The organism is Halorubrum pallidum, from assembly GCF_055380345.1.
Window position 1 is genome coordinate 2,439,003 of record NZ_AP043945.1, and the last position, 17,288, is coordinate 2,456,290.

The 17,288-nt window shown below is 65.8% G+C and carries 18 protein-coding genes, 1 tRNA gene and 1 pseudogene; 11 read left to right on the plus strand and 9 right to left on the minus strand.

Annotation, left to right across the window (positions count from 1 at the left end; genetic code table 11):
• Positions 1-16: 16 nt before the first annotated feature.
• On the minus strand, positions 17-2,800 hold the full coding sequence (gene folP, locus ACZ45C_RS14085) for a dihydropteroate synthase (protein WP_460560863.1): 2,784 nt from the start codon (positions 2,798-2,800) through the stop codon (positions 17-19).
• 164 nt (positions 2,801-2,964) lie between these two features.
• Here folP and ACZ45C_RS14090 point away from each other — a divergent pair, with 164 nt between their 5' ends.
• The 3 genes from ACZ45C_RS14090 (at position 2,965) to ACZ45C_RS14100 (ending at position 4,980) form a co-directional block, all read left to right on the plus strand.
• Positions 2,965-4,017 (plus strand): ABC transporter ATP-binding protein, encoded by a 1,053-nt coding sequence (locus ACZ45C_RS14090; protein WP_460560862.1) that lies wholly within the window; start codon positions 2,965-2,967, stop codon positions 4,015-4,017.
• Positions 4,014-4,769 carry an ABC transporter permease gene (locus ACZ45C_RS14095; RefSeq protein WP_460560860.1) on the plus strand — a complete coding sequence of 252 codons (756 nt, stop codon included), beginning with the start codon at positions 4,014-4,016 and terminating at the stop codon, positions 4,767-4,769. Before ACZ45C_RS14090 ends, ACZ45C_RS14095 begins: the two co-directional genes overlap by 4 nt.
• Positions 4,770-4,842: 73 nt before the next feature.
• On the plus strand, positions 4,843-4,980 hold the full coding sequence (locus ACZ45C_RS14100) for a DUF7560 family zinc ribbon protein (RefSeq protein ID WP_460560858.1): 138 nt from the start codon (positions 4,843-4,845) through the stop codon (positions 4,978-4,980).
• 63 nt (positions 4,981-5,043) lie between these two features.
• Here the strand turns inward: ACZ45C_RS14100 and ACZ45C_RS14105 are convergent, their stop codons facing one another.
• Positions 5,044-5,586: a CDP-2,3-bis-(O-geranylgeranyl)-sn-glycerol synthase gene (locus ACZ45C_RS14105; RefSeq protein ID WP_460560856.1), complete on the minus strand. Its 543-nt coding sequence runs from the start codon at positions 5,584-5,586 to the stop codon at positions 5,044-5,046.
• Positions 5,587-5,669: 83 nt separating this feature from the next.
• Between ACZ45C_RS14105 and ACZ45C_RS14110 the strand changes: the two genes are divergently transcribed.
• Together ACZ45C_RS14110 and ACZ45C_RS14115 are read left to right on the plus strand one after the other, a co-directional pair.
• Positions 5,670-6,509 carry a proline dehydrogenase family protein gene (locus ACZ45C_RS14110; RefSeq protein ID WP_460560854.1) on the plus strand — a complete coding sequence of 280 codons (840 nt, stop codon included), beginning with the start codon at positions 5,670-5,672 and terminating at the stop codon, positions 6,507-6,509.
• A gap of 122 nt (positions 6,510-6,631) precedes the next feature.
• Entirely contained in the window at positions 6,632-7,408 is a 777-nt protein-coding gene (locus ACZ45C_RS14115; RefSeq protein ID WP_460560852.1) for a DUF502 domain-containing protein, read from the plus strand.
• 112 nt (positions 7,409-7,520) lie between these two features.
• Here ACZ45C_RS14115 and ACZ45C_RS14120 read toward each other — a convergent pair whose 3' ends face one another.
• The 3 genes from ACZ45C_RS14120 to ACZ45C_RS14130 all read right to left on the minus strand — a co-directional run bounded on the left by ACZ45C_RS14120 (position 7,521) and on the right by ACZ45C_RS14130 (position 10,147).
• Positions 7,521-8,450 (minus strand): branched-chain amino acid transaminase, encoded by a 930-nt coding sequence (locus ACZ45C_RS14120; RefSeq protein WP_460560850.1) that lies wholly within the window; start codon positions 8,448-8,450, stop codon positions 7,521-7,523.
• A gap of 234 nt (positions 8,451-8,684) precedes the next feature.
• Complete coding sequence (gene ribB / locus ACZ45C_RS14125) at positions 8,685-9,398, minus strand: 3,4-dihydroxy-2-butanone-4-phosphate synthase (RefSeq protein WP_460560848.1); 714 nt, start codon at positions 9,396-9,398, stop codon at positions 8,685-8,687.
• Positions 9,398-10,147 carry a DUF120 domain-containing protein gene (locus ACZ45C_RS14130; protein WP_460560846.1) on the minus strand — a complete coding sequence of 250 codons (750 nt, stop codon included), beginning with the start codon at positions 10,145-10,147 and terminating at the stop codon, positions 9,398-9,400. Before ACZ45C_RS14130 ends, ribB begins: the two co-directional genes overlap by 1 nt.
• Before the next feature lie 282 nt (positions 10,148-10,429).
• On the opposite strand from ACZ45C_RS14130, the gene ACZ45C_RS14135 reads away from it, so the two are divergent.
• Positions 10,430-10,501: transfer RNA gene (locus ACZ45C_RS14135), tRNA-Ala, on the plus strand.
• A 466-nt stretch (positions 10,502-10,967) separates the two neighbouring features.
• Positions 10,968-11,198, plus strand: coding sequence for a hypothetical protein (locus ACZ45C_RS14140; RefSeq protein WP_058367402.1), 231 nt, complete (start codon positions 10,968-10,970; stop codon positions 11,196-11,198).
• A gap of 12 nt (positions 11,199-11,210) precedes the next feature.
• Here the strand turns inward: ACZ45C_RS14140 and ACZ45C_RS14145 are convergent, their stop codons facing one another.
• Positions 11,211-11,450 carry a hypothetical protein gene (locus ACZ45C_RS14145; RefSeq protein ID WP_058367401.1) on the minus strand — a complete coding sequence of 80 codons (240 nt, stop codon included), beginning with the start codon at positions 11,448-11,450 and terminating at the stop codon, positions 11,211-11,213.
• Positions 11,451-11,686: 236 nt separating this feature from the next.
• Here ACZ45C_RS14145 and ACZ45C_RS14150 point away from each other — a divergent pair, with 236 nt between their 5' ends.
• Together ACZ45C_RS14150 and ACZ45C_RS14155 are read left to right on the plus strand one after the other, a co-directional pair.
• Complete coding sequence (locus ACZ45C_RS14150) at positions 11,687-12,268, plus strand: C2H2-type zinc finger protein (RefSeq protein WP_460560844.1); 582 nt, start codon at positions 11,687-11,689, stop codon at positions 12,266-12,268.
• 64 nt (positions 12,269-12,332) lie between these two features.
• Positions 12,333-12,617, plus strand: coding sequence for a DUF3892 domain-containing protein (locus ACZ45C_RS14155; RefSeq protein ID WP_080508485.1), 285 nt, complete (start codon positions 12,333-12,335; stop codon positions 12,615-12,617).
• Positions 12,618-12,883: 266 nt separating this feature from the next.
• Here the strand turns inward: ACZ45C_RS14155 and ACZ45C_RS14160 are convergent, their stop codons facing one another.
• The 3 genes from ACZ45C_RS14160 to ACZ45C_RS14170 all read right to left on the minus strand — a co-directional run bounded on the left by ACZ45C_RS14160 (position 12,884) and on the right by ACZ45C_RS14170 (position 14,249).
• Entirely contained in the window at positions 12,884-13,507 is a 624-nt protein-coding gene (locus ACZ45C_RS14160; RefSeq protein WP_460560842.1) for a hypothetical protein, read from the minus strand.
• 261 nt (positions 13,508-13,768) lie between these two features.
• Positions 13,769-14,041 (minus strand): hypothetical protein, encoded by a 273-nt coding sequence (locus tag ACZ45C_RS14165; RefSeq protein WP_464374343.1) that lies wholly within the window; start codon positions 14,039-14,041, stop codon positions 13,769-13,771.
• Positions 14,031-14,249: a hypothetical protein gene (locus tag ACZ45C_RS14170; protein ID WP_460560838.1), complete on the minus strand. Its 219-nt coding sequence runs from the start codon at positions 14,247-14,249 to the stop codon at positions 14,031-14,033. The genes ACZ45C_RS14165 and ACZ45C_RS14170 overlap by 11 nt, the downstream gene beginning before the upstream one ends.
• 101 nt (positions 14,250-14,350) lie before the next feature.
• Between ACZ45C_RS14170 and ACZ45C_RS14175 the strand changes: the two are divergent.
• Together ACZ45C_RS14175 and ACZ45C_RS14180 are read left to right on the plus strand one after the other, a co-directional pair.
• Positions 14,351-16,291 (plus strand): annotated as a pseudogene (locus ACZ45C_RS14175) (N-6 DNA methylase); the annotation flags it as partial.
• Positions 16,292-16,381: 90 nt separating this feature from the next.
• Positions 16,382-17,197, plus strand: a complete 816-nt coding sequence (locus ACZ45C_RS14180) for an IS5 family transposase (RefSeq protein WP_464374304.1) — start codon at positions 16,382-16,384, stop codon at positions 17,195-17,197.
• Positions 17,198-17,288: the final 91 nt, after the last annotated feature.

Sequence of the window (17,288 nt, forward strand, 5' to 3'; positions counted from 1 at the left end):
AAGGAAAACGCTGCCGTCATTCCTCGGGGTCGGCATCGATTGCGTCGCCCGAACCCTCAGCGCCGCGGTCGCCCGAGTCGGCGGCTGCGACCGATCCGTCCCGCAGCGACCCGCCGACCGCCGCGGCGACGTCGACGGCGGCGCGGTTCTCCGCCACGTCGTGGACCCGGACGATGTCGGCTCCTCGGTCGGCCGCGAGCGCGGTCGCCGCGACGGTGGCGTGCTCGCGGTCGTCCGGACCCCGACCGATCGCGCCGTACATCGACTTGTGCGAGTGGCCGATCAGGACGGGGCAGTCGAGCGCGGAGAACTCGCCGACGCGGTCGATCAGTTCGAACGCCTCGGCGGACGACGTGTCGAATCCCAGCCCGGGGTCGACGATCACCTTGTCGCGGTCGATCCCGGCCGTCTCGGCCAGCGCGATCCGCTCGCGGAGCGCGGCGATCACGCCGTCGACCACGTCGTCGTACTCGGGGTCGTTCGTCGGGTCGACCGGCGCGTCGAGGCTGTGCATCACCACGACCGGACAGCCGGCGTCCGCGACGACCTCGCGCATCTCCGGGTCCGCGAGCCCTGTCACGTCGTTGATAAGGTCCGCGCCCGCGTCGAGCGCGGCCGCCGCCACGGCCGGCTTCCGCGTGTCGATCGAGACGAGCACGTCGCCGTCGGCGACGGCCGGTACCGACTGTATCGCCTCGACGATCGGGACGACCCGGCCGATCTCCTCGTCGGCCGGCACCGGCTCCGCGCCGGGACGCGTCGACTCGCCGCCGACATCGACGACGTCAACGCCCGCGGCGACCATGCGCTCGACGCCCGCGACCGCGTCCTCGCGGCTCGCGTGCCGGCCGCCGTCGTGGAACGAGTCCGGCGTGACGTTGAGCACCCCCATCACCGCGGTGCCGTCGGTCCACGGGTAGTCGTCGTCGGCAGCGTCGGCGGCGGCGTCAGCGGCGTCAGCGGCGTCGGCATCGGCGGCGTCGGCAGCGTCGGCGGCCGCCGCCGGATCCACGTCGTCGTCGCGGATTCCGATCCGATCGGCGATATCGGCCGCGATGCCGGCGAATTCTCGGTCGTGGATGGGGGCGACGGAGTCGCCGTCGACGTCCTCGGGACGAGCGCAGTCTGCCCCCCCGTCGAGCCGGTCCAACAGGTCTCGGAACTCCGCGACCGTCCCCGCCAGCGTGACCGGCACGCGCTCGCCGCTCGGGACGCGGCCCTCGCCGGCACCCGCGCCGCCGATCACCGCCTCGCCGCCGACCGCGCGGAGCGCGGCCGCGATCCGCATCGCGCGGTCGCCGCGCAGCCGGAGCGCGAGGACGCGGTGGTCGATCCCCGCGGCGCGCTCGTCGGCGAGGCCCGACGGGACGCCCGTCGCGTCGAGCGCGCGCGCGGCGTCGAGTTCGTCCGCGCTCCGCCGGGGCGTCACGGTGCGGAAGCGGGCGGCGCGGGCCTCCGCGACCGCGAACAGCGACCCCACGAGCAGCACGCAGTCGGCGGGGTCGGCGCGAGAGACGGCGGCGTCGAGCGCGGCCGCCACGTCGCCGCCGCTCGTCACCTCGTCGACGCCGGCGGTCCGGAGCGCGGCCGCCAGCACGTCGGGGTCCTCCGCGCGGTCGAGGTCGGGCCGGCAGGTGATCGCGGAGGCGGCGGGGGGGAGCGCGTCGACGGCGGCGACGTGGTCTTTGTCGCACATCGCGCCGTACACGAGGTGGAGGTCGTCGTAGTCGTACTCCGCGAGCGTCCCCGCCAGCGTGTCGCAGGCGGCGGGGTTGTGCGCCCCGTCGAGCACCGTCAGCGGCGCGGTGTCGACGACCTCGAACCGACCCGGCCAGGTCGCCTGCGCCAGCCCGTCTCGGACGGCGGCCTCGGAGAGGGCGCAGTCGGCGTCGACCTCGCCGTCGACCGCGCCGTCGACCGCGCGTGCCGACCGCTCGGCGAGCGCGGTCGCGATCCCCGCGTTCGTCGCCTGATGCGCGCCGACGAGGGGGATCCGGTACGTTCCGTCGCGCTCGCCGGAGAGCGTCACCGCGGCGTCGCTCGGGCTCACGCGGCCGCCGTAGGTGACGGAGAGATCGGGGTCGTCGGGAGCCGCCTCGCCGCCGTCTCCCGCGTCTGATCTCCCAGCGGCGCCAGCGCTCGCGACCGTCGCGACCGTCGCTCCCGCCTCGGCCGCGACCTCGCGGACCACGTCGAGCGCCTCGCCCTCGCAGGCGGTCACGAGGGGCGTCCCCTCACCGGCGATCCGCGCCTTCGTGCGGGCGATCTCCGCGACCGTGTCGCCCAGCACGTCGGTATGTTCGAGCGAGACGTTGGTGACCGCGGTCGCGACCGGGTCGACCGCGCTGGTCGCGTCGTACTCGCCGCCGAGTCCGACTTCGAGCACCGCAACGTCGACGTCGCGGCGGGCGAACTCCCGAACCGCCATCGCGGTGACGACCTCGAAGAAGGTGAGCGGCTCGCCGGCGGCCGCGCGCTCGACAAGCCACGGTTTCACCTCGGAGACGAACGCCGCGACCGCGTCTTCGGTCATCGCCAGCCCGTCGACGCGGACCCGCTCCGTGAGCGCTGAGAGGTGCGGCGAGGTGTAGAGCCCGACCGAGAGGCCGGCCTCGCGCAGGACCGACTCGGTCATCCGGGCCGTGCTTCCCTTCCCGTTCGAGCCCGCGACCTGCACGAACGACACCGCGTCTTCGGGGTTACCGAGCCGGTCGAGGAGCGACGCGACGCGCTCGGTGCCGGGCTTGACCGAGAAGCGGCGGAGGTCGAAGAGGAACGCCGCCGCCTCGTGGTAGTGCATACGCCGTGGGTCGGCTCGGCGTCGCTTAGGCGTAACGGACCGGGACCGGTTCGGATTCCGTCACCTTCCGACTGCAGCGCCCCCGGCCGGGGCGACGCCGTCTCGCCGATCGGCGTCGCACCCGAAGAGCAACCCTTACGCGCGCGGCCGACCGATCCGATCGCATGAACGAGACAGCGGCCGCGACGGAGGCCGCGACGGGGACCTCGGAGTCCGCGGACGGCGAGCGAGCGCCGACGGGCGCCGACCCGGTCGTCGTCGCCGAGGACGTTCGGAAGTCGTACGGCGACGTCGTCGCGCTCGACGGCGTCGACCTCCGCGTCGAACCCGGCGAGGTGTTCGGGCTCATCGGCCCCAATGGCGCGGGAAAGACGACGCTCGTCCGCGCGCTGACGGGGACGACGGCGGCGGAGGGCGAACTGGAGACGTTCGGCGTTCCGCCGCGCGAGGTCGACACCCAGCGGATCGGGTTGCTCCCGCAGTCGTTCGATCCCCCGGAGCGGCTGACGGCGAGCGAGCTCGTCGACTACTACGGCGGGCTCTACGACACCGCTCGCGAGGCCGACACTGTGCTCCGGGACGTGGGCATGGCAGACGACGCGGACGCGTGGTACGAGGCGCTCTCGGGCGGGCAGAAGCGCCGGACCTGCGTCGCGACCGCCATCGTCAACGACCCGGACCTCCTCTTTCTTGACGAGCCGACCACCGGGATCGACCCGGCCGGCCGGCGCGCGATCCACCGGCTGATAGAGCGGCTCGCCGGCGACGGGACGACCGTCTTCCTCACGAGCCACGCGATGGACGAGGTCGAGCGGCTCGCGGACCGCGTCGCGCTCCTCCGCGACGGGAGCGTCGTCGCCGTCGGACCGCCGTCGAAACTGATCGCCGAGCACGGCGGCGAGCCGCGGCTGGACGTGACCGTCGACGAGACCGCGGGCGAGGACGTCGCCGAGGCGGTCGCGACGGCGCTTTCGGGATCGACCGAGGTAGAACCGACCGCCGATGGGCTGCGGGTCCTCGGGGTTCGGCCGGAGGCGATCGGCGACGCGGTGGACGCTCTCGACGCCGCGGGGGTGTCCTTCGAGTCGCTCGCGTGGGCCGAGCCGTCGCTCGAAGACGTGTACCTACGGCTCACTGGCGAGGAATACTCGCCGCGAGAGGAGACGGCGGTGCTGCCGGGCGCGAGCGAGAGCCCGGAAGCGGAGGGCGGTCGATGAGTCGGATCGGGCGGATCGGGACCGAGGCGACCGCGGCGGCGCGGTCGTTCCTCCGCCGGCGGACGGCGGTGTTCTTCACGTTCTTCTTCCCCGTGATCCTCGTGTTCATCTTCGGGGCGTTAGTTCGCACCCAGCCGACCGGCGGCGGCCTGTTCGCGGAGCCGGCCGGGTACTACATCCCGGGGTACCTCGCGGTGGTCGTCCTCTTCACGCCGCTCTCGCGGGTCGGCTCCGAGATCGCTCGCCACCGCGACGGCGGGCGGTTCGAGAAGCTGGCGACGACGCCGCTCTCGCGCGGCGAGTGGCTGCTCGCGCACACGCTCGTCAACGTGGGGATCATCGGCGCGGCGAGCCTCCTGATATTGGCGCTCGTGCTCGCGGTGACCGACGCGACGCTCGCGGTCTCACCGGCGCTCGCGGCTCTCCCCGCGTTCGTCGCCGTCGCCGTCGCGCTGTTCTGCGGGCTGGGCGCGGTCCTCGGCGCACTCTCGGACTCACAGGACGGCGTGATCGCCGCGAGCAACACCGTCGCGCTTCCCCTGCTTTTCCTCTCGGAGACGTTCGTCCCCCCCGCGCTGTTGCCGGACTGGTTCCTCCCGGCCGTCGCGGCCTCGCCGCTGACGTACTTCGCTCGCGGCACGCGCGCTATCACCTTCGACGGCGGCGCGTGGGCGGGGGATCTGGCGGTGCTCACGGCGCTCGCTGTCGGCTTCCTCGCGGTCGGCGCGTACGCGGTCCCGCAGACCGACTGACGCTCGTCCGGCGCCTTGGAAGGCGGCCATTTATATCGTCTGGCACCCTCTCGGAGAGACGAGAGGGCCCGTGTTGACGACTGTCGAATTCACCTGCTCGGACTGTGAACAGACCATCGAGGTGAACGAGGAGATGCGGGAGACGATCCTCGCGACCGGCTGCCCGGTGTGTACGTCCCCCGCCGACGAGGACGACTTCTCCGCGACGTAGCTGTCGCCGTCCCTCGGCCGACCGCCTCCGCGAGGCGACGATGTCCGCGGTTCGCGTCTCGGCTCACCACGGCTCGTTCTTCAGTCCGAGCGCGTATGCGCCGACGTTGGTCGCGACGTGGAGCACGGGCGTCATCACGACGACGGCCGCGAGCACCGGGAGCGTGAACACGTCCGTCGCCCAGCCCGGATCGACGAGGAAGGCGAGCGCGAGCGCGCCGACGACGAAGTCGAGCTGGTCGACGCCCGGGAACGCCGCGCCGCGTTCGCGGCCGGATCGACGCTTGAGAAAGGAGGCCCCGATATCGCCGCACATCGCACCGAACGCGAGCGCGAAGGCGGCGGGGTAGTCGAAGCGGGGGAGGTCGACGCCGAGCGCGGCGCTCGCGGGATCGTTGAGCGCGTTGAGCGCGATCGCGAGGACGACGCCGACGAGCGTGCCGACGAGCGTGCCGCGCCAAGTCTTCCCGTCGCCGAGCAGCCGCGCGCCGTGCCATTCGCGACCGCCGTCGATGGGGCGACCGCCGCCCGCGAGCACCGCGGCGTTGTTCGGTACGTACGCGGGCACCATCGCCCAGAACGCCGTCGCGACGAGCGAGCCGATCATACCCGAGCGTCGCTCGGCGAAAGTATATAAACCGCGGATCGGACGCGCGGAACGGTGAAGTCGCTACCGAACCGAGATCGGGTATGATCCCGCCGATCGCCCGCCGGTTCGTCGCCGGGGAGACCGCGCCGGAGGCCCTCGAACACGCGCGGGCGTGCAACGAGAACGGCATCGCGGTCATCTTGAATCTACTCGGCGAGCACTACGACGATCCCGCCGACGTCCGCGCCGACGTCGACGCGTATCTCGCGCTGCTGGATGACATCACCGACAGCGGACTCGACGCGTGCCTCTCGGTGAAGCCTTCCCAACTCGGTCTCGACGTCTCCGCCGAGCTGTTCGAGACGCACTACCGCGAGATCGTCTCTCACGCCGACGACGTTGGAGCGTTCGTCTGGTGTGACATGGAGGACTCGGACACCACCGACGCGACCCTCGACGCCTTCGCGTCGATCGCCGCAGACCACCCGTGGCGCGTCGGCCAGTGCGTCCAGTCGAACCTCCGTCGCACCCGCGAGGACCTCGAACGCCTCGTCGACGTGCCCGGCGCGGTCCGGCTCGTGAAGGGCGCGTACGACGAGCCCGAGTCGATCGCGTACACTGACAAGGCGGCCGTGAACGAAGCGTACCGCGAGGACCTGCGGTACCTCTTCGAACAGCGCGACCGCGGCGTCGCAGTCGGGAGTCACGACCCCGAGATGATCGCACTCGCCGACCGGCTCGCCCGGGAGTTCGGGACCGACTACGAGGTACAGATGCTGATGGGGGTACGAGAGGACGCCCAGCGCGATCTCGCGGTGCAGGGCGTCGACGTGGCTCAGTACGCTCCGTACGGCGACGCGTGGTTCTCGTACTTCATCCGGCGCGTCCGCGAGCGTCGAGAGAACCTGACGTTCGCCGTTCGGGCGGTCCTCGGTCGGTGAGTGGACCGGATCCGGAGGCGGAGACAGCGAGATGACGCCGACCAGCGCCCAGCAACGCGCCGGTGACGGAGCCATCGCGTAGAAGCCCTCTTAACCCTCGCCGCCGCATACCGATCCGATAGATGTCCACGTGGAAACGCGACTTCGCCAGCGGCCTCATCGTGCTGGCGCCCCTGTTGGTGCTCCTCCTCGTCATCCAGTGGATCTACCAGTACATCGCCTCGATCCCACTGATCGACGACCTCCAGCCGACGATGATCCCCGGACCGCTCGAACCAGTCTCGCGGGTGGTCATCGCGCTCGCCGTGTTCGCGACCGTCGTGCTCGCAGTCGGCTACTTCATGCGGACGACGCTCGGGCGGGTCGCGGAGTCGGCCGTCGACGGCGCGATAAACCGCATCCCGGCGCTGCGGGTGGTGTACAACGCCTCGAAACTCGCGATCGAGACGGCCGTCTCCGGCACGGACGAACTCCAGAGCCCGGTGTACTTGGAGACGTGGCCGGGAATTCGGATGACGGCGTTCCGCACCGGCAAGAAGACGCGGGACGGGAAGGTCGTCCTGTTCATGCCGACCGCGCCGAACATCACGACCGGGTTCGTCATCGAGGTCGAACCGGAGAAGATCGAAGAGACCGGCGAGACCGTCGAGGAGGGGATGACGCGCGTCCTCTCGGCCGGGTTCGCGGAGTCGGCCCACCAAGTCCCGGTCGAGGAGGCGGCGGCACCCGACGGAGCCGTCGGCCGTCCGGGCGGGGTCGGCGGCGTCTCCACCGCCGGAGACCCGGGAGCGCGAGACCGTCCCGAAGGGCGTGATCAGGGCGCGTACGACGAGAACGGCGCGGCAGGCGAGGGCGGTGACGGGGGCGGAGCAGAGGGTGTCGGTACGGGGACCAAGTAGGGCGAACCGCCTCGGGACGTGACCCCGAGTCACTCGCCTCGCTCGTCTATAGCGGAACGAAGACCGAACCGCGAGCGACGCGAGCGGGGGCGACCGACGAGGATTCGGCGTCCTACAGGTACGTGAACCAGTCGTCGTGCGTGTCGGTTCGCCGCTCCACCAGATCGAAGAAGGCGTCCTGTAGCTCCTCGGTGATCGGTCCGCGGGTGCCCGCACCGATCTCGGTGTCGTCGACCGAGCGGATCGGCGTCACCTCGGCCGCGGAGCCGGTGAAGAACAGCTCGTCGGCGGTGTACAGCTGTCCGCGGGAGATGACGGCCTCGTCGTGGACCTCGTAGCCCCGCTCTTCGGCGAGCGTGATAACGGTGTCTCGGGTGATCCCTTCCAAGATGGACTGAGCCGGCCCGGTCGTGTATATCTCGCCGTCGTTGATCATGAAGATGTTCTCGCCCGGGCCCTCGGCGACGTTCCCCTCCTTGTTCAACACGATGGCCTCGACATAGCCGTTTCGACGGGCCTCTTCGCCCGCGAGCATGGAGTTGACGTAGAGGCCGGTGGTCTTCACGTTCGTGGGGACTTGCGAGGAGGCGTGTTTCCGCCACGAGGAGACCATCACGTCGACCCCCTCTTCGAGGGCCTCCTCACCGAGGTACGCGCCCCACGGCCACGCCGCGAGCACGAGGTCGGTCGGACAGTCCTTCGGCGAGACACCGAGGGAGTCGTAGCCGTAGTAGGCGATGGGTCGGATGTACGCGGACTCCAGGTCCTGTCGGTCGAGGAGTTCGAGCGTCGCCTCGGTGAGTTCCTCGCGCGAGTGGCCGATGTCCAGGTCGTACAGCTTCGCGGAGTCGAACAAGCGGTCGAGGTGTTCCTCCCACCGGAAGACCGCCGGTCCCTCCTCGGTGTCGTAACAGCGGACGCCCTCGAACACGCCCGTCCCGTAGTGGAGCGCGTGCGTGAGAACGTGCGTGGTGGCGTCCTCCCAGTCGAGGAACTCACCGTTCTTCCAGATCGTGTCGACGTCCATCTCGTCGAATCCCATGAATGAGCGGTCGTGACCTCCGGGCTTAAATTTATGAGAAACGAGCCCCCGGTTTCCGGTTCGACGGAGCGTGGTTCGCTCCCCGTCTCGCACGGCACCGCAGCCTCACGCCTCCCCACCCTCGGCGGACAGGTCGGCGCGGGCCGAGCCGCGCCGACCCGCCACCTCCCTCGCGCGAGCGACTCTCGGCCGCCGCTGGCGGCCGCTCGTCGGCGCGCGCCGACCGCGCGGAGGTCAGTCCGTGAGCGCGTCGACGAGGTCCGCCCCCTCGACGTAGGGGATGTCTCGCCGTTCGGCGTATGCGGCGGCGTCAGCGGGCGATAGCGCCGTGCCCGTCTCGTCGTCGAGCATCTCACAGACCACGGCGGCCGGCGCGGCGTCGACCGCCTCGGCCATCGCGAGGCCGAGCTCGGTGTGGCCGGTCCGGCCGGCGAGCCCGTCGCGAGCGCCCCGGAGCACGTGGACGTGTCCGGGCGCGCGGAATTCGGCCGCGAAGTCGTCGGGGCCGTACCCGGCAGGGTCGGCGGCGACGGCCGCGGCCGCGGTCGCCAGTTCGACGATCGTCCGGGCGCGGTCCTCGTCCGTGATCCCTGTGAACGTCTCGCGGTGGTTGACGGGCAGCGAGAACGAGGACCGGTCGTCGTACGCCGGATCGTCGTCGACGGCGGGGTGATCGAGGGCGTCGGCGAGGAACGGAAGTCCGAACGCGTCGGCGACGGGGTCGCTGACCGCGACGCAGATCAGCCCACCGGCGTCGTTGCGCATATGCGCGACCGCGGCCTCGTCGACCGCGCCCGCGGGGTAGACGATGTCCGTCTCTCCCTCGCGGTCCGCGAAGTCGTGGACGCAGACCGGCTCGCCGGCGCGGAACGCGCCGAGCGCGCGGTCGACCGGCGATCGATCGGACGTCGGACGGGCTGTGCTCGACCCGTCGGCGTCGACGCGCATCAGGCCACCTCCGTCTCGACCGCGTCGGTCTCCGGGTCGTCGGCCCGAGCCGTCGCCGCCACGCGGATCTCGACCTCGGTCCCGTCATCGAGCGCTAGCGCGTCGCGGAGCCGATCCGGCGCGATGAGCTCCAGTTGGTCGTCGTCGTGGTGCGTGCGGTCGGGGACGATCGCGTGGGCCTCCTCGTAGCGCTCGTCGCCCGCGACGAGGGTGACGCCGTAACACGAGGCCGCGCCGTAGGTCCGGTCGTCGTCCTCCCACGCGTCGATCGGGACCGCGTCGATCCCGGCCAGTTCGCCGCGGCGGCGAACGCTCTCCTCGCTGAGGTCGACGTTGAGCGTCCCGGGGAAGGGCTCGTAGCCGAGCCGCGAGCGGAACTGCTTCGCGTAGCCGGGGAGCGTGATGTAGTGGCGACCTTCGCCCATCCCGCCGGTGACCGCGCCGCGGAGGACGAGGTCGACGTCCGTCTCGAAGAGCCGGCGGTAGTCGGCGTACTCCGCGCGCAACGCCGCCTCACCCGCGTCGGTGACCCGGACCCACTGGCCGTCGCCGACCACGTCGCGCTCGACGTAGCCCGCGGATTCGAGGGTCTGGAGCCGCCGAGAGGCGGTCTGCGTCGAGGCGTCGAGCCGGTCGGCGAGCGCCGCACACGACACCTTCGTCTCGGTCAGGCCGCCGACGAGCCCGACGTGTTTCAGGGCCGCGATCGCGGCCGGGTCGGGGTCCGTCGTCGCCGTCGCTTCTGCCATGCCCCTATTTGGATCCCGCGGACGCAAAAGGGTAACGAATATGGGAAGCATCTCAAAATCGTGATGTCGGCGGCGGACGCGACGCCGGAGCGATCCGGAGACAGCGCGATGATGCTGGCGGAGCGGACACACCGCCCACACCGCTATGTACACCGATGTCAGTGCGGCAGCCACCTAATCCCGTCGGTCTCGGCGACTGCGTCGTGCGCCGGCTGGGAAGGACTCGCGTGCAGGTCGCCGAAAGGTAAGGTACAAATACGAACGGCGATTGTTCGACGATGAGGGCTCGTAGATCAGCGGCAGATCGCTTCCTTCGCAAGGAAGAGGCCCGGGGTTCAAATCCCCGCGAGTCCATACGCGCTACGCGCGTTCAGTAATCGCAACACGGCGTTGCTTCTTTAAATAACTACCTCCGCCAGAAACCGGTGTGTTCGTACCGTCGTGCGGCACCGCTTGCCGGTAGTGTGTTGATGATTTAATCTCACTACTCCGACGACGTACCGCAGTTTTCTATAATGACGACCTCGACCAACCCCGCCAGTTGAGCCGCTCGCACGCCTCGGCGACCACCCCTACGAACAGTCGTTCACCGGCTCACCAACTCGCGTCTCATACCGCGCGCCAGAAACCCACTCGGCACCGCGTGTCGGTGATGTTTTCTCACTCGGCCCGCACCGTCTGGCGATTTCGCATAATGACGGAGTAACTCGGCGTACAGGAACCCGATGAGCGCCGCGCGGGCTGTCGCGCGAAGAATTGACTCCCGGCGACTTTTGTCTTTAAACTTACAGTTCTGCGGCTCGTAGGGAGTTACACCGGTATGCCCGAACCAGACCCGCCCTTCGACGTGGACCACGTTGCGAAACTCATCGAGATACACGGGTACGCCACTACCCGAGACAAGCAACGAGAAATCGAGCGGGAAATCATCGACGCGACCGTCGGCGAGTATCAGGCGGAGTGGCTCTCCGAGCAACGGGAGGAGGCTCGCTCGGACGACGATTCGGCATCCATCGAAGCGCGCAGAGAAGCCCTGCGGAAAATGGGGTGAGCCTTCGCCCGACTATTCCTCGTCCATCTCAGTCAGCCACCAGACGGTATTTCGCCCGCCAATCTGTTTCGAGTCGAGTTTCCCCTGCTCGTCGAGCGCGACCAGCCGGTCGTAGGTCGCGCGCCGCTTCAGCGGGACCTCCTCGGTCACTTCCGCAGTCGAAAGAACGGGGTCGGCGCTCTCGCGGAACAAGCGAAGTATCTCCTCGTCGCTCACCTTCGGTTTCGGTCCCGGTTTCGAGCCGTCACTCATACCTCCACGTTCGGGGCTTCCCACATTAACAGTACCGTCAAAGGCGGTAACTATTTAGTTACTGCCGTCTTAGGAAGCATCGAGGAGGACACCGTCCCCTCGGGGCGTTGGAAAACGCCCGGTGCTGGAACACCGGACGGTGGCCTTCCGTGGTACCAGAAAGCCATGCGAAGCAACAACTCTGCCGCTCAAAAGCGCATCGCTATTCAGAACGCCGTCGTCCGCGGGGTGGTCGCGTGAGCGACGAACCGAGCCGGAACGCGGAGCGTGTCGTGAAGTGCCCCGTCGAGGGGTGCGACGCCGAGAAGTTGGCCCGCGGGATGTATCTCCATGTCCTCCGAAGCGTCGGCGACGGTCACGGTGAGCAGGGAGAAATTCCGGATGAGGTTTCCCTCGACGACCTCGAAGAAGTCGGCACTCGGGAAGTCGAGGTGAACTACCCGGCGGAGCGCGAGGTCGAGAGCGTCGCCCGGCTCTGCCCGTACTGTGGCGTGCCGTTCCGGGGGAAGCACGGGGTGCTGATTCACCTCGGGCAGGTCGCCGGGCGGAAGAATCACCCACCGAACGCCTCGAAAGTCCACGAGCCGGAGGATTTCCCGGTCGTCGAACTCGACGACAACGAGAACATCGTCGGCGTCGTGAGTAGCCGTCCGGCGGAGTCACCGGATAGCGATGTCGACGAACAGGAAGCCGATGAACCGGAGGCGTTCGCGGTGTTCTCGAAGGACGAAGTGGATTACCTATCTGCTGTCATCCACTCGGAAACTAATGATGAACGAGCGAAAATACTTCTCCAGCGTCCGTATCTAAGGGAGTAGAACGGTCCACTTTCACTCTGGTTGGCTGACTCTTTTACCCCGACCGTCTCTAATAGAGTGTGTAATGGCAACCTATGTCGTTGAGTGCGTAAACGTTGATGACGGCTCACAGTACGATGACTGCCGATGTATCGAGAGTATAGGGTTCCCCGCAAAGAACGGCGGTATCACCACTCGAACACCAGCCGAGGTGTATGATTGGGTGGAAAATGATGGACATACGGTAGTCGTACAACACGATGGAGATGAAACAGAGGTGGAGGGTGTGAAGGATGGAGCGACGAAATACGTTCGGACAGAGCCGAACGATACCGAAGACGACAACCTTCTGAAACAGCCATCTTGTTAGAGGTCGGCTCTATCAACGACGCTGTGACGAGAAAGCGTAGTTCTCAACGCGCCGTAATCCGATGAGGCCGCAGAGTACATTATGCTCCTTTTCAGCAACCTCCGGACACGTTCGATTTGGTTAACAACAGAACTTAGACGAGGTACGAGAGAGAAAGTCCAGAACCGCGACAACCGAATCAGGCCCGGTGATTACGATGGGTTTCAGTTCGGCTTCTTCTTCGGGCTTCACCCTCATTAATAGAAATGGGTTTAAATACCCCTACCTCACAGCCAGCTGTCGTCCCACTCCTCATTGATTTCTCGCCACGCTTGGAGACCTGCCGGGTCTACTTCGTAGGCATCGTGTTTTGAGGGAGTCAGTTGGCCAGTTCGGACACGATGTTCGATTTTTCCATAGAGGCTCGCGTACTGTTTTCGGGGGATACGTAGGTTGACCCGTTCCTGTTCAACGAAGGGGTCGAACGCTTCGGCGCTCGTCTGCGGATGACACTCCCGGCGCGGGTCGTGCTGATGGATTACGTAGCCGCAGGTGACGAGTGCGGAGACGTGTATTCGAACTCCGAACTTGGAACGAGGGAGACCATTGAATAGGTCAACCGCCAGTTGCCGGAGCCTATCACTCATCCTCAGATGGCTACTCATACACAAGATGAGCCACCGATTGAGACAGTACGTCTCGTAGCGCTTATTCTGATACTTCGGACCGTTCTGAAGACCGCTATTCAGCCGGTCAAGATACTGGAAGTAGTCTCGTTTATTCGGCGGATGGTAGTCTGCGGGCCACTCCTCGTATTGAGGGATGTCAGACCAGCCGAGGTAAGTAGCGTTATTCGTGTCTGGTGCGTCAATTGGATTCGGCTTTCGTTCCGGTTGCTCAGAGTCGTGCATAGTGGAACCTCGATGAACACTCGACGTAGAGCCACGGCTACCGTCGAAGTAGGCAAATTGGTTGGGTGTTGCCAGCCGGGGATGGTGAGTGTTCACCGAAACGGATTCAAGAGGATGGCTGGTCGTACTGATACATACGTATTGTGAGAATAAATCTGTTTCGCGAACTGACAGAGAATCAGAAAGTCATACTGATGCCACCATCCCTGTCGGTCCGGATTCTGCGTCTACTGCACGAAGAATTTAGCAGTTGGAGCGACACTACTTTCGTGCGACGGCGTGGCCTGCTTCGAGAACTCTCGTCTCCTCGACGAATAGGGTCCCGATGGGGAGATAGATAGAGTCGCCGCGTTCGATGCGCACGCTGAACACGTCGTCGTCCACGAGGTCGCCATCGAACACGAACTGGACGGCCTTCGGGCCGCGGAACGACCCGCTCCGTCGAAGCACGTCGTGGAGTTCGCGGACGGCCTCATCGCGTTCGTCCGCGTCGGCTTGTACACAAATTCGTAGATAGAACTGGCTAACGCCCAGTCAAATCACGCTTCAGGTCTTTTAGTTCCCGTTTGAGTTCTTCGACTTCATTTTCGATACCTCTGTGACCCTCTACTTTATTTTCGAGTTCATCAAGTCGCCTTTCTATCCCATCAAAAGCTGTCCGTCCCTGGACCGATTCTTCCAGAGTTTCCAGCCTGTCTTCGAGTCGGTCTACTCTTCGCTCTAACTCACTAATCTCGTCCATACGACAACAAGGGAAACAAACCCTCTTGAAAACTCGCTAACCGTAGTGGAAGTAATTCCACGTCGTCAACGTTTATGAGTTGGCGGTAAGGAGTCAGTGACATGCCTGAGGTATCTTCGTTCTTCGATTCCCTCGACGCCATCGGCTCGCGCACCGATGACGACATGAGCGAGCGCGATGTCGAGAACCTGTTCCTCGAAACTGGCTTCTACGATGCGCTCGGCTACGAAGGAACGGGAACCGACATCCGTAGTGAGTTCACCCTTCCCGACAACCGCCGTCCGGATTACATCACCCTCGATACGAATGAAGCCGTCACCGCGGTCTACGAGTTCAAGACCACCGGACGAGACCTCGGCGGTCACGAAGACCAACTGTTCCACTACATCGACAATCTCCGGGCAGAGTACGGCGTACTAACGAACGGAAACGAACTCCGACTCTACCGTCGGGGTGAAGACCGTCCGATTGTGGCCGTCTCGGTCGATTCGGTCACCGAAAGCGATGCTCGGGACCTGTTCAGCGCGCTCCAGAAACGTGAATTCGACCTCACGAACCCCGACGACGTTAATCGGTTCCTTGGAGACCTCGACCCGGTTCCGCTGGACCAGCAGGCCGAACTCGGGCAGGAACACTTCTTCGACACCTTCCGGCTCGAAGAAGATAGCCCGTTTGCCGACCTCGTCATCGGGATGATGGACCTGCTCCACGAACTGCGCGACGACCGAGAGGCCAAGTTCGTGAAGGGGGCCTACGACTTCTGGGAGGCGACCTACGCAGAAGTCCCGGACGACGACGACATCCCTCCCTCTTGGGAGTCCTTCATCGATGGACAGCAGTCTATCAAAGACTTCATGTTCTGTCTGGAGAGCGGCCACGCACTCCTCGCCCGGCTCCTGCTGGCGAAGGCAACCGAGGACCACGACTTCTTCGCCGGCACCGGCTACGACGGGATGGACGACTACTTCCGCGGTCTTCAGGGCTTCAGCGACAGCATCAACCTCGACGCCTTCCCCGTCGCCGCCGACAATCTCATCGACGACATGCAGGACCAGTTGGTCGAGGGCCTGTTCCAAGACGACATCTTCGTGTGGTGGACCGACGGCTACGCGGAGCAACTGGCCAGAGGGCACGAAACCGGGGCGAGCCAGTTTAGAGAAGTCGCCGAAGGTACGGGTTCCGTTGAGCGCATTAGCGAAGCCACTCGGGACCGATTCAGCCGCGCCGTCGCCGAGGTCTTCTTCAACGTCCTTCGGTTCGACTTCTCGGACGTTCAGGGCGACCTTCTCGGCGACCTCTACCAGAAGTACTTCGACCCGGATACACGAAAAGCGCTCGGTGAGTTCTACACGCCGCAGCCGGTCATCGACTACATTATGGACGGCGTAGGCTACGAGCGCGGCGTCTCGAACCAGCGGCTCATTGACCCTGCGTGCGGCTCTGGGACGTTCCTCGTCGAGGCCGTCCGGCGATACATCGACGATGTGGAACGCTACGAGGACAACCCCGACTGGGAGGACCACCTTCGGGACCTCTGTACCCGTCCGCGTGTTGTCGGCCTCGACATCCACCCCTTCGCCGTACTGATGGCACAAATTCGGTTCGTGGTCGCAATCCTCCCTGCGTACCGGAAGGCAAAGGAGACCAATCCGGGCTTCACGATTCGTCGCCTCCCCATCTACCGCACCGACACGCTCCGGAACGAGCGTGAACTCACCGGGGCGGACATCGGTGAGGCCGGTAGTCGGCAGATGACCTTTGATGCGATGACAGAGGACGAGCAAGACGTTCGGATTCCCGTTCCTCTCCCCGTCGAAGTAGATGAGAATGAAGTCCCGGAGGCGGAGGACGGGTTCCTCGTTCGCCGTGTGCGGATGCCGCTGTTCGACACTATCCAGTTGGAGACGGGAGTCACCAACTTCGGCGAATACTTCGCGGCTCTCCAAGGCGTCTTGGACACGGTGAAGGACCATATGGCCTACGCCGAGGAAGTCGGCGGGGCCTTCGACTGGACGTACCAGAGCGGGCTTGAGGAGAACATGCCTTGTTTTGCCGCCTAGTGACGACGGTCTGGGACGCTCTTACTGTAATATTCCGCCAGATTAACCCGGAAATGGACGCCGTCTGGCGATATGGCATCGCTCAGACGGCTTGCTTGGATGTGTCGAGACCTTGCCAAACAGCATGTTGATGATCCGGACGTACCCGCCGCGCCGGACGGCGCGGACGGGTACGCCGAGTGGGTGCAGATCGCGTTGATCCTGTACCGCGTCGAACTGGAGAAGAGTCTCCGTGAGACCGAAGACTACCTCAACGAAATGCCCGGCGTCCTCGCCGTGTTTGATCTTGACGACGCACCGCACTACAGCTCGTTTTGTCGGTGGGAAAAGGAGTACCGAATGCGTGAACTCCGCCGCCTGCTCCGCGCTTCGGCGGAGCAGGCGGGCTGGAGTGGTGAAGCCGCAATTGACGCAAGCGGCTTTCAACGCGATCAAACCAGCTACCACTACCGCGACCGCGCAGACTTCTCGTTTCAGTCGATGAAGACGACGATTTTGATCGACGTGAATTCGCTAGCGATCAAGGACGTTCATTTCACGACGCAGAAGGCATGGGACGGTCATATTGGGATGCAGGTCTTCCGCCGGAACGCGGAAGACCTGCGCGTGTTATCTGCCGACGCAAACTACTCATGGAGCGATCTCCGTGAGGAGTGTCGCTCCAACTCAACGCGACCACTGATCAAGCACAGAGAGCAAACACCGCTACAGAAGGCTCACAACGCCCGGATGAATGAGGATTACAACCAGCGCTGGATGAGTGAAACGGGCTTCTCGCAGTTGAAGGAAGACGACGGCGAGAAGCTACGCTCCCGGAGCTGGCACGGCCAGTTCCGGGAGCTCACGCGGAAGTGCATCATCCATAACCTAACGCAGGCGGCGAGTTAGGGCTCGCCGCCTGCTCCCCCTTCTCCGGACATATTTGGGAGAGGCATCGCCATCGTCATCTGATCAAGGGAGTAAGATGGCATAGTTTTGA

What these genes read in the sequence shown, in the direction of transcription:
- ACZ45C_RS14115 (WP_460560852.1), top strand. Translation starts at nt 6,632, where the DNA reads ATGTCCACGTGGAAACGCGACTTCGCCAGCGGCCTCATCGTGCTGGCG.
- ACZ45C_RS14145 (WP_058367401.1), bottom strand. Translation starts at nt 11,450, where the DNA reads ATGAGTGACGGCTCGAAACCGGGACCGAAACCGAAGGTGAGCGACGAG.
- ribB (WP_460560848.1), bottom strand. Translation starts at nt 9,398, where the DNA reads ATGCGCGTCGACGCCGACGGGTCGAGCACAGCCCGTCCGACGTCCGAT.
- ACZ45C_RS14095 (WP_460560860.1), top strand. Translation starts at nt 4,014, where the DNA reads ATGAGTCGGATCGGGCGGATCGGGACCGAGGCGACCGCGGCGGCGCGG.
- ACZ45C_RS14140 (WP_058367402.1), top strand. Translation starts at nt 10,968, where the DNA reads ATGCCCGAACCAGACCCGCCCTTCGACGTGGACCACGTTGCGAAACTC.
- ACZ45C_RS14120 (WP_460560850.1), bottom strand. Translation starts at nt 8,450, where the DNA reads ATGGGATTCGACGAGATGGACGTCGACACGATCTGGAAGAACGGTGAG.
- ACZ45C_RS14105 (WP_460560856.1), bottom strand. Translation starts at nt 5,586, where the DNA reads ATGATCGGCTCGCTCGTCGCGACGGCGTTCTGGGCGATGGTGCCCGCG.
- ACZ45C_RS14180 (WP_464374304.1), top strand. Translation starts at nt 16,382, where the DNA reads ATGGCATCGCTCAGACGGCTTGCTTGGATGTGTCGAGACCTTGCCAAA.
- ACZ45C_RS14160 (WP_460560842.1), bottom strand. Translation starts at nt 13,507, where the DNA reads ATGCACGACTCTGAGCAACCGGAACGAAAGCCGAATCCAATTGACGCA.
- ACZ45C_RS14090 (WP_460560862.1), top strand. Translation starts at nt 2,965, where the DNA reads ATGAACGAGACAGCGGCCGCGACGGAGGCCGCGACGGGGACCTCGGAG.
- ACZ45C_RS14170 (WP_460560838.1), bottom strand. Translation starts at nt 14,249, where the DNA reads ATGGACGAGATTAGTGAGTTAGAGCGAAGAGTAGACCGACTCGAAGAC.
- ACZ45C_RS14130 (WP_460560846.1), bottom strand. Translation starts at nt 10,147, where the DNA reads ATGGCAGAAGCGACGGCGACGACGGACCCCGACCCGGCCGCGATCGCG.
- ACZ45C_RS14155 (WP_080508485.1), top strand. Translation starts at nt 12,333, where the DNA reads ATGGCAACCTATGTCGTTGAGTGCGTAAACGTTGATGACGGCTCACAG.
- ACZ45C_RS14110 (WP_460560854.1), top strand. Translation starts at nt 5,670, where the DNA reads ATGATCCCGCCGATCGCCCGCCGGTTCGTCGCCGGGGAGACCGCGCCG.
- folP (WP_460560863.1), bottom strand. Translation starts at nt 2,800, where the DNA reads ATGCACTACCACGAGGCGGCGGCGTTCCTCTTCGACCTCCGCCGCTTC.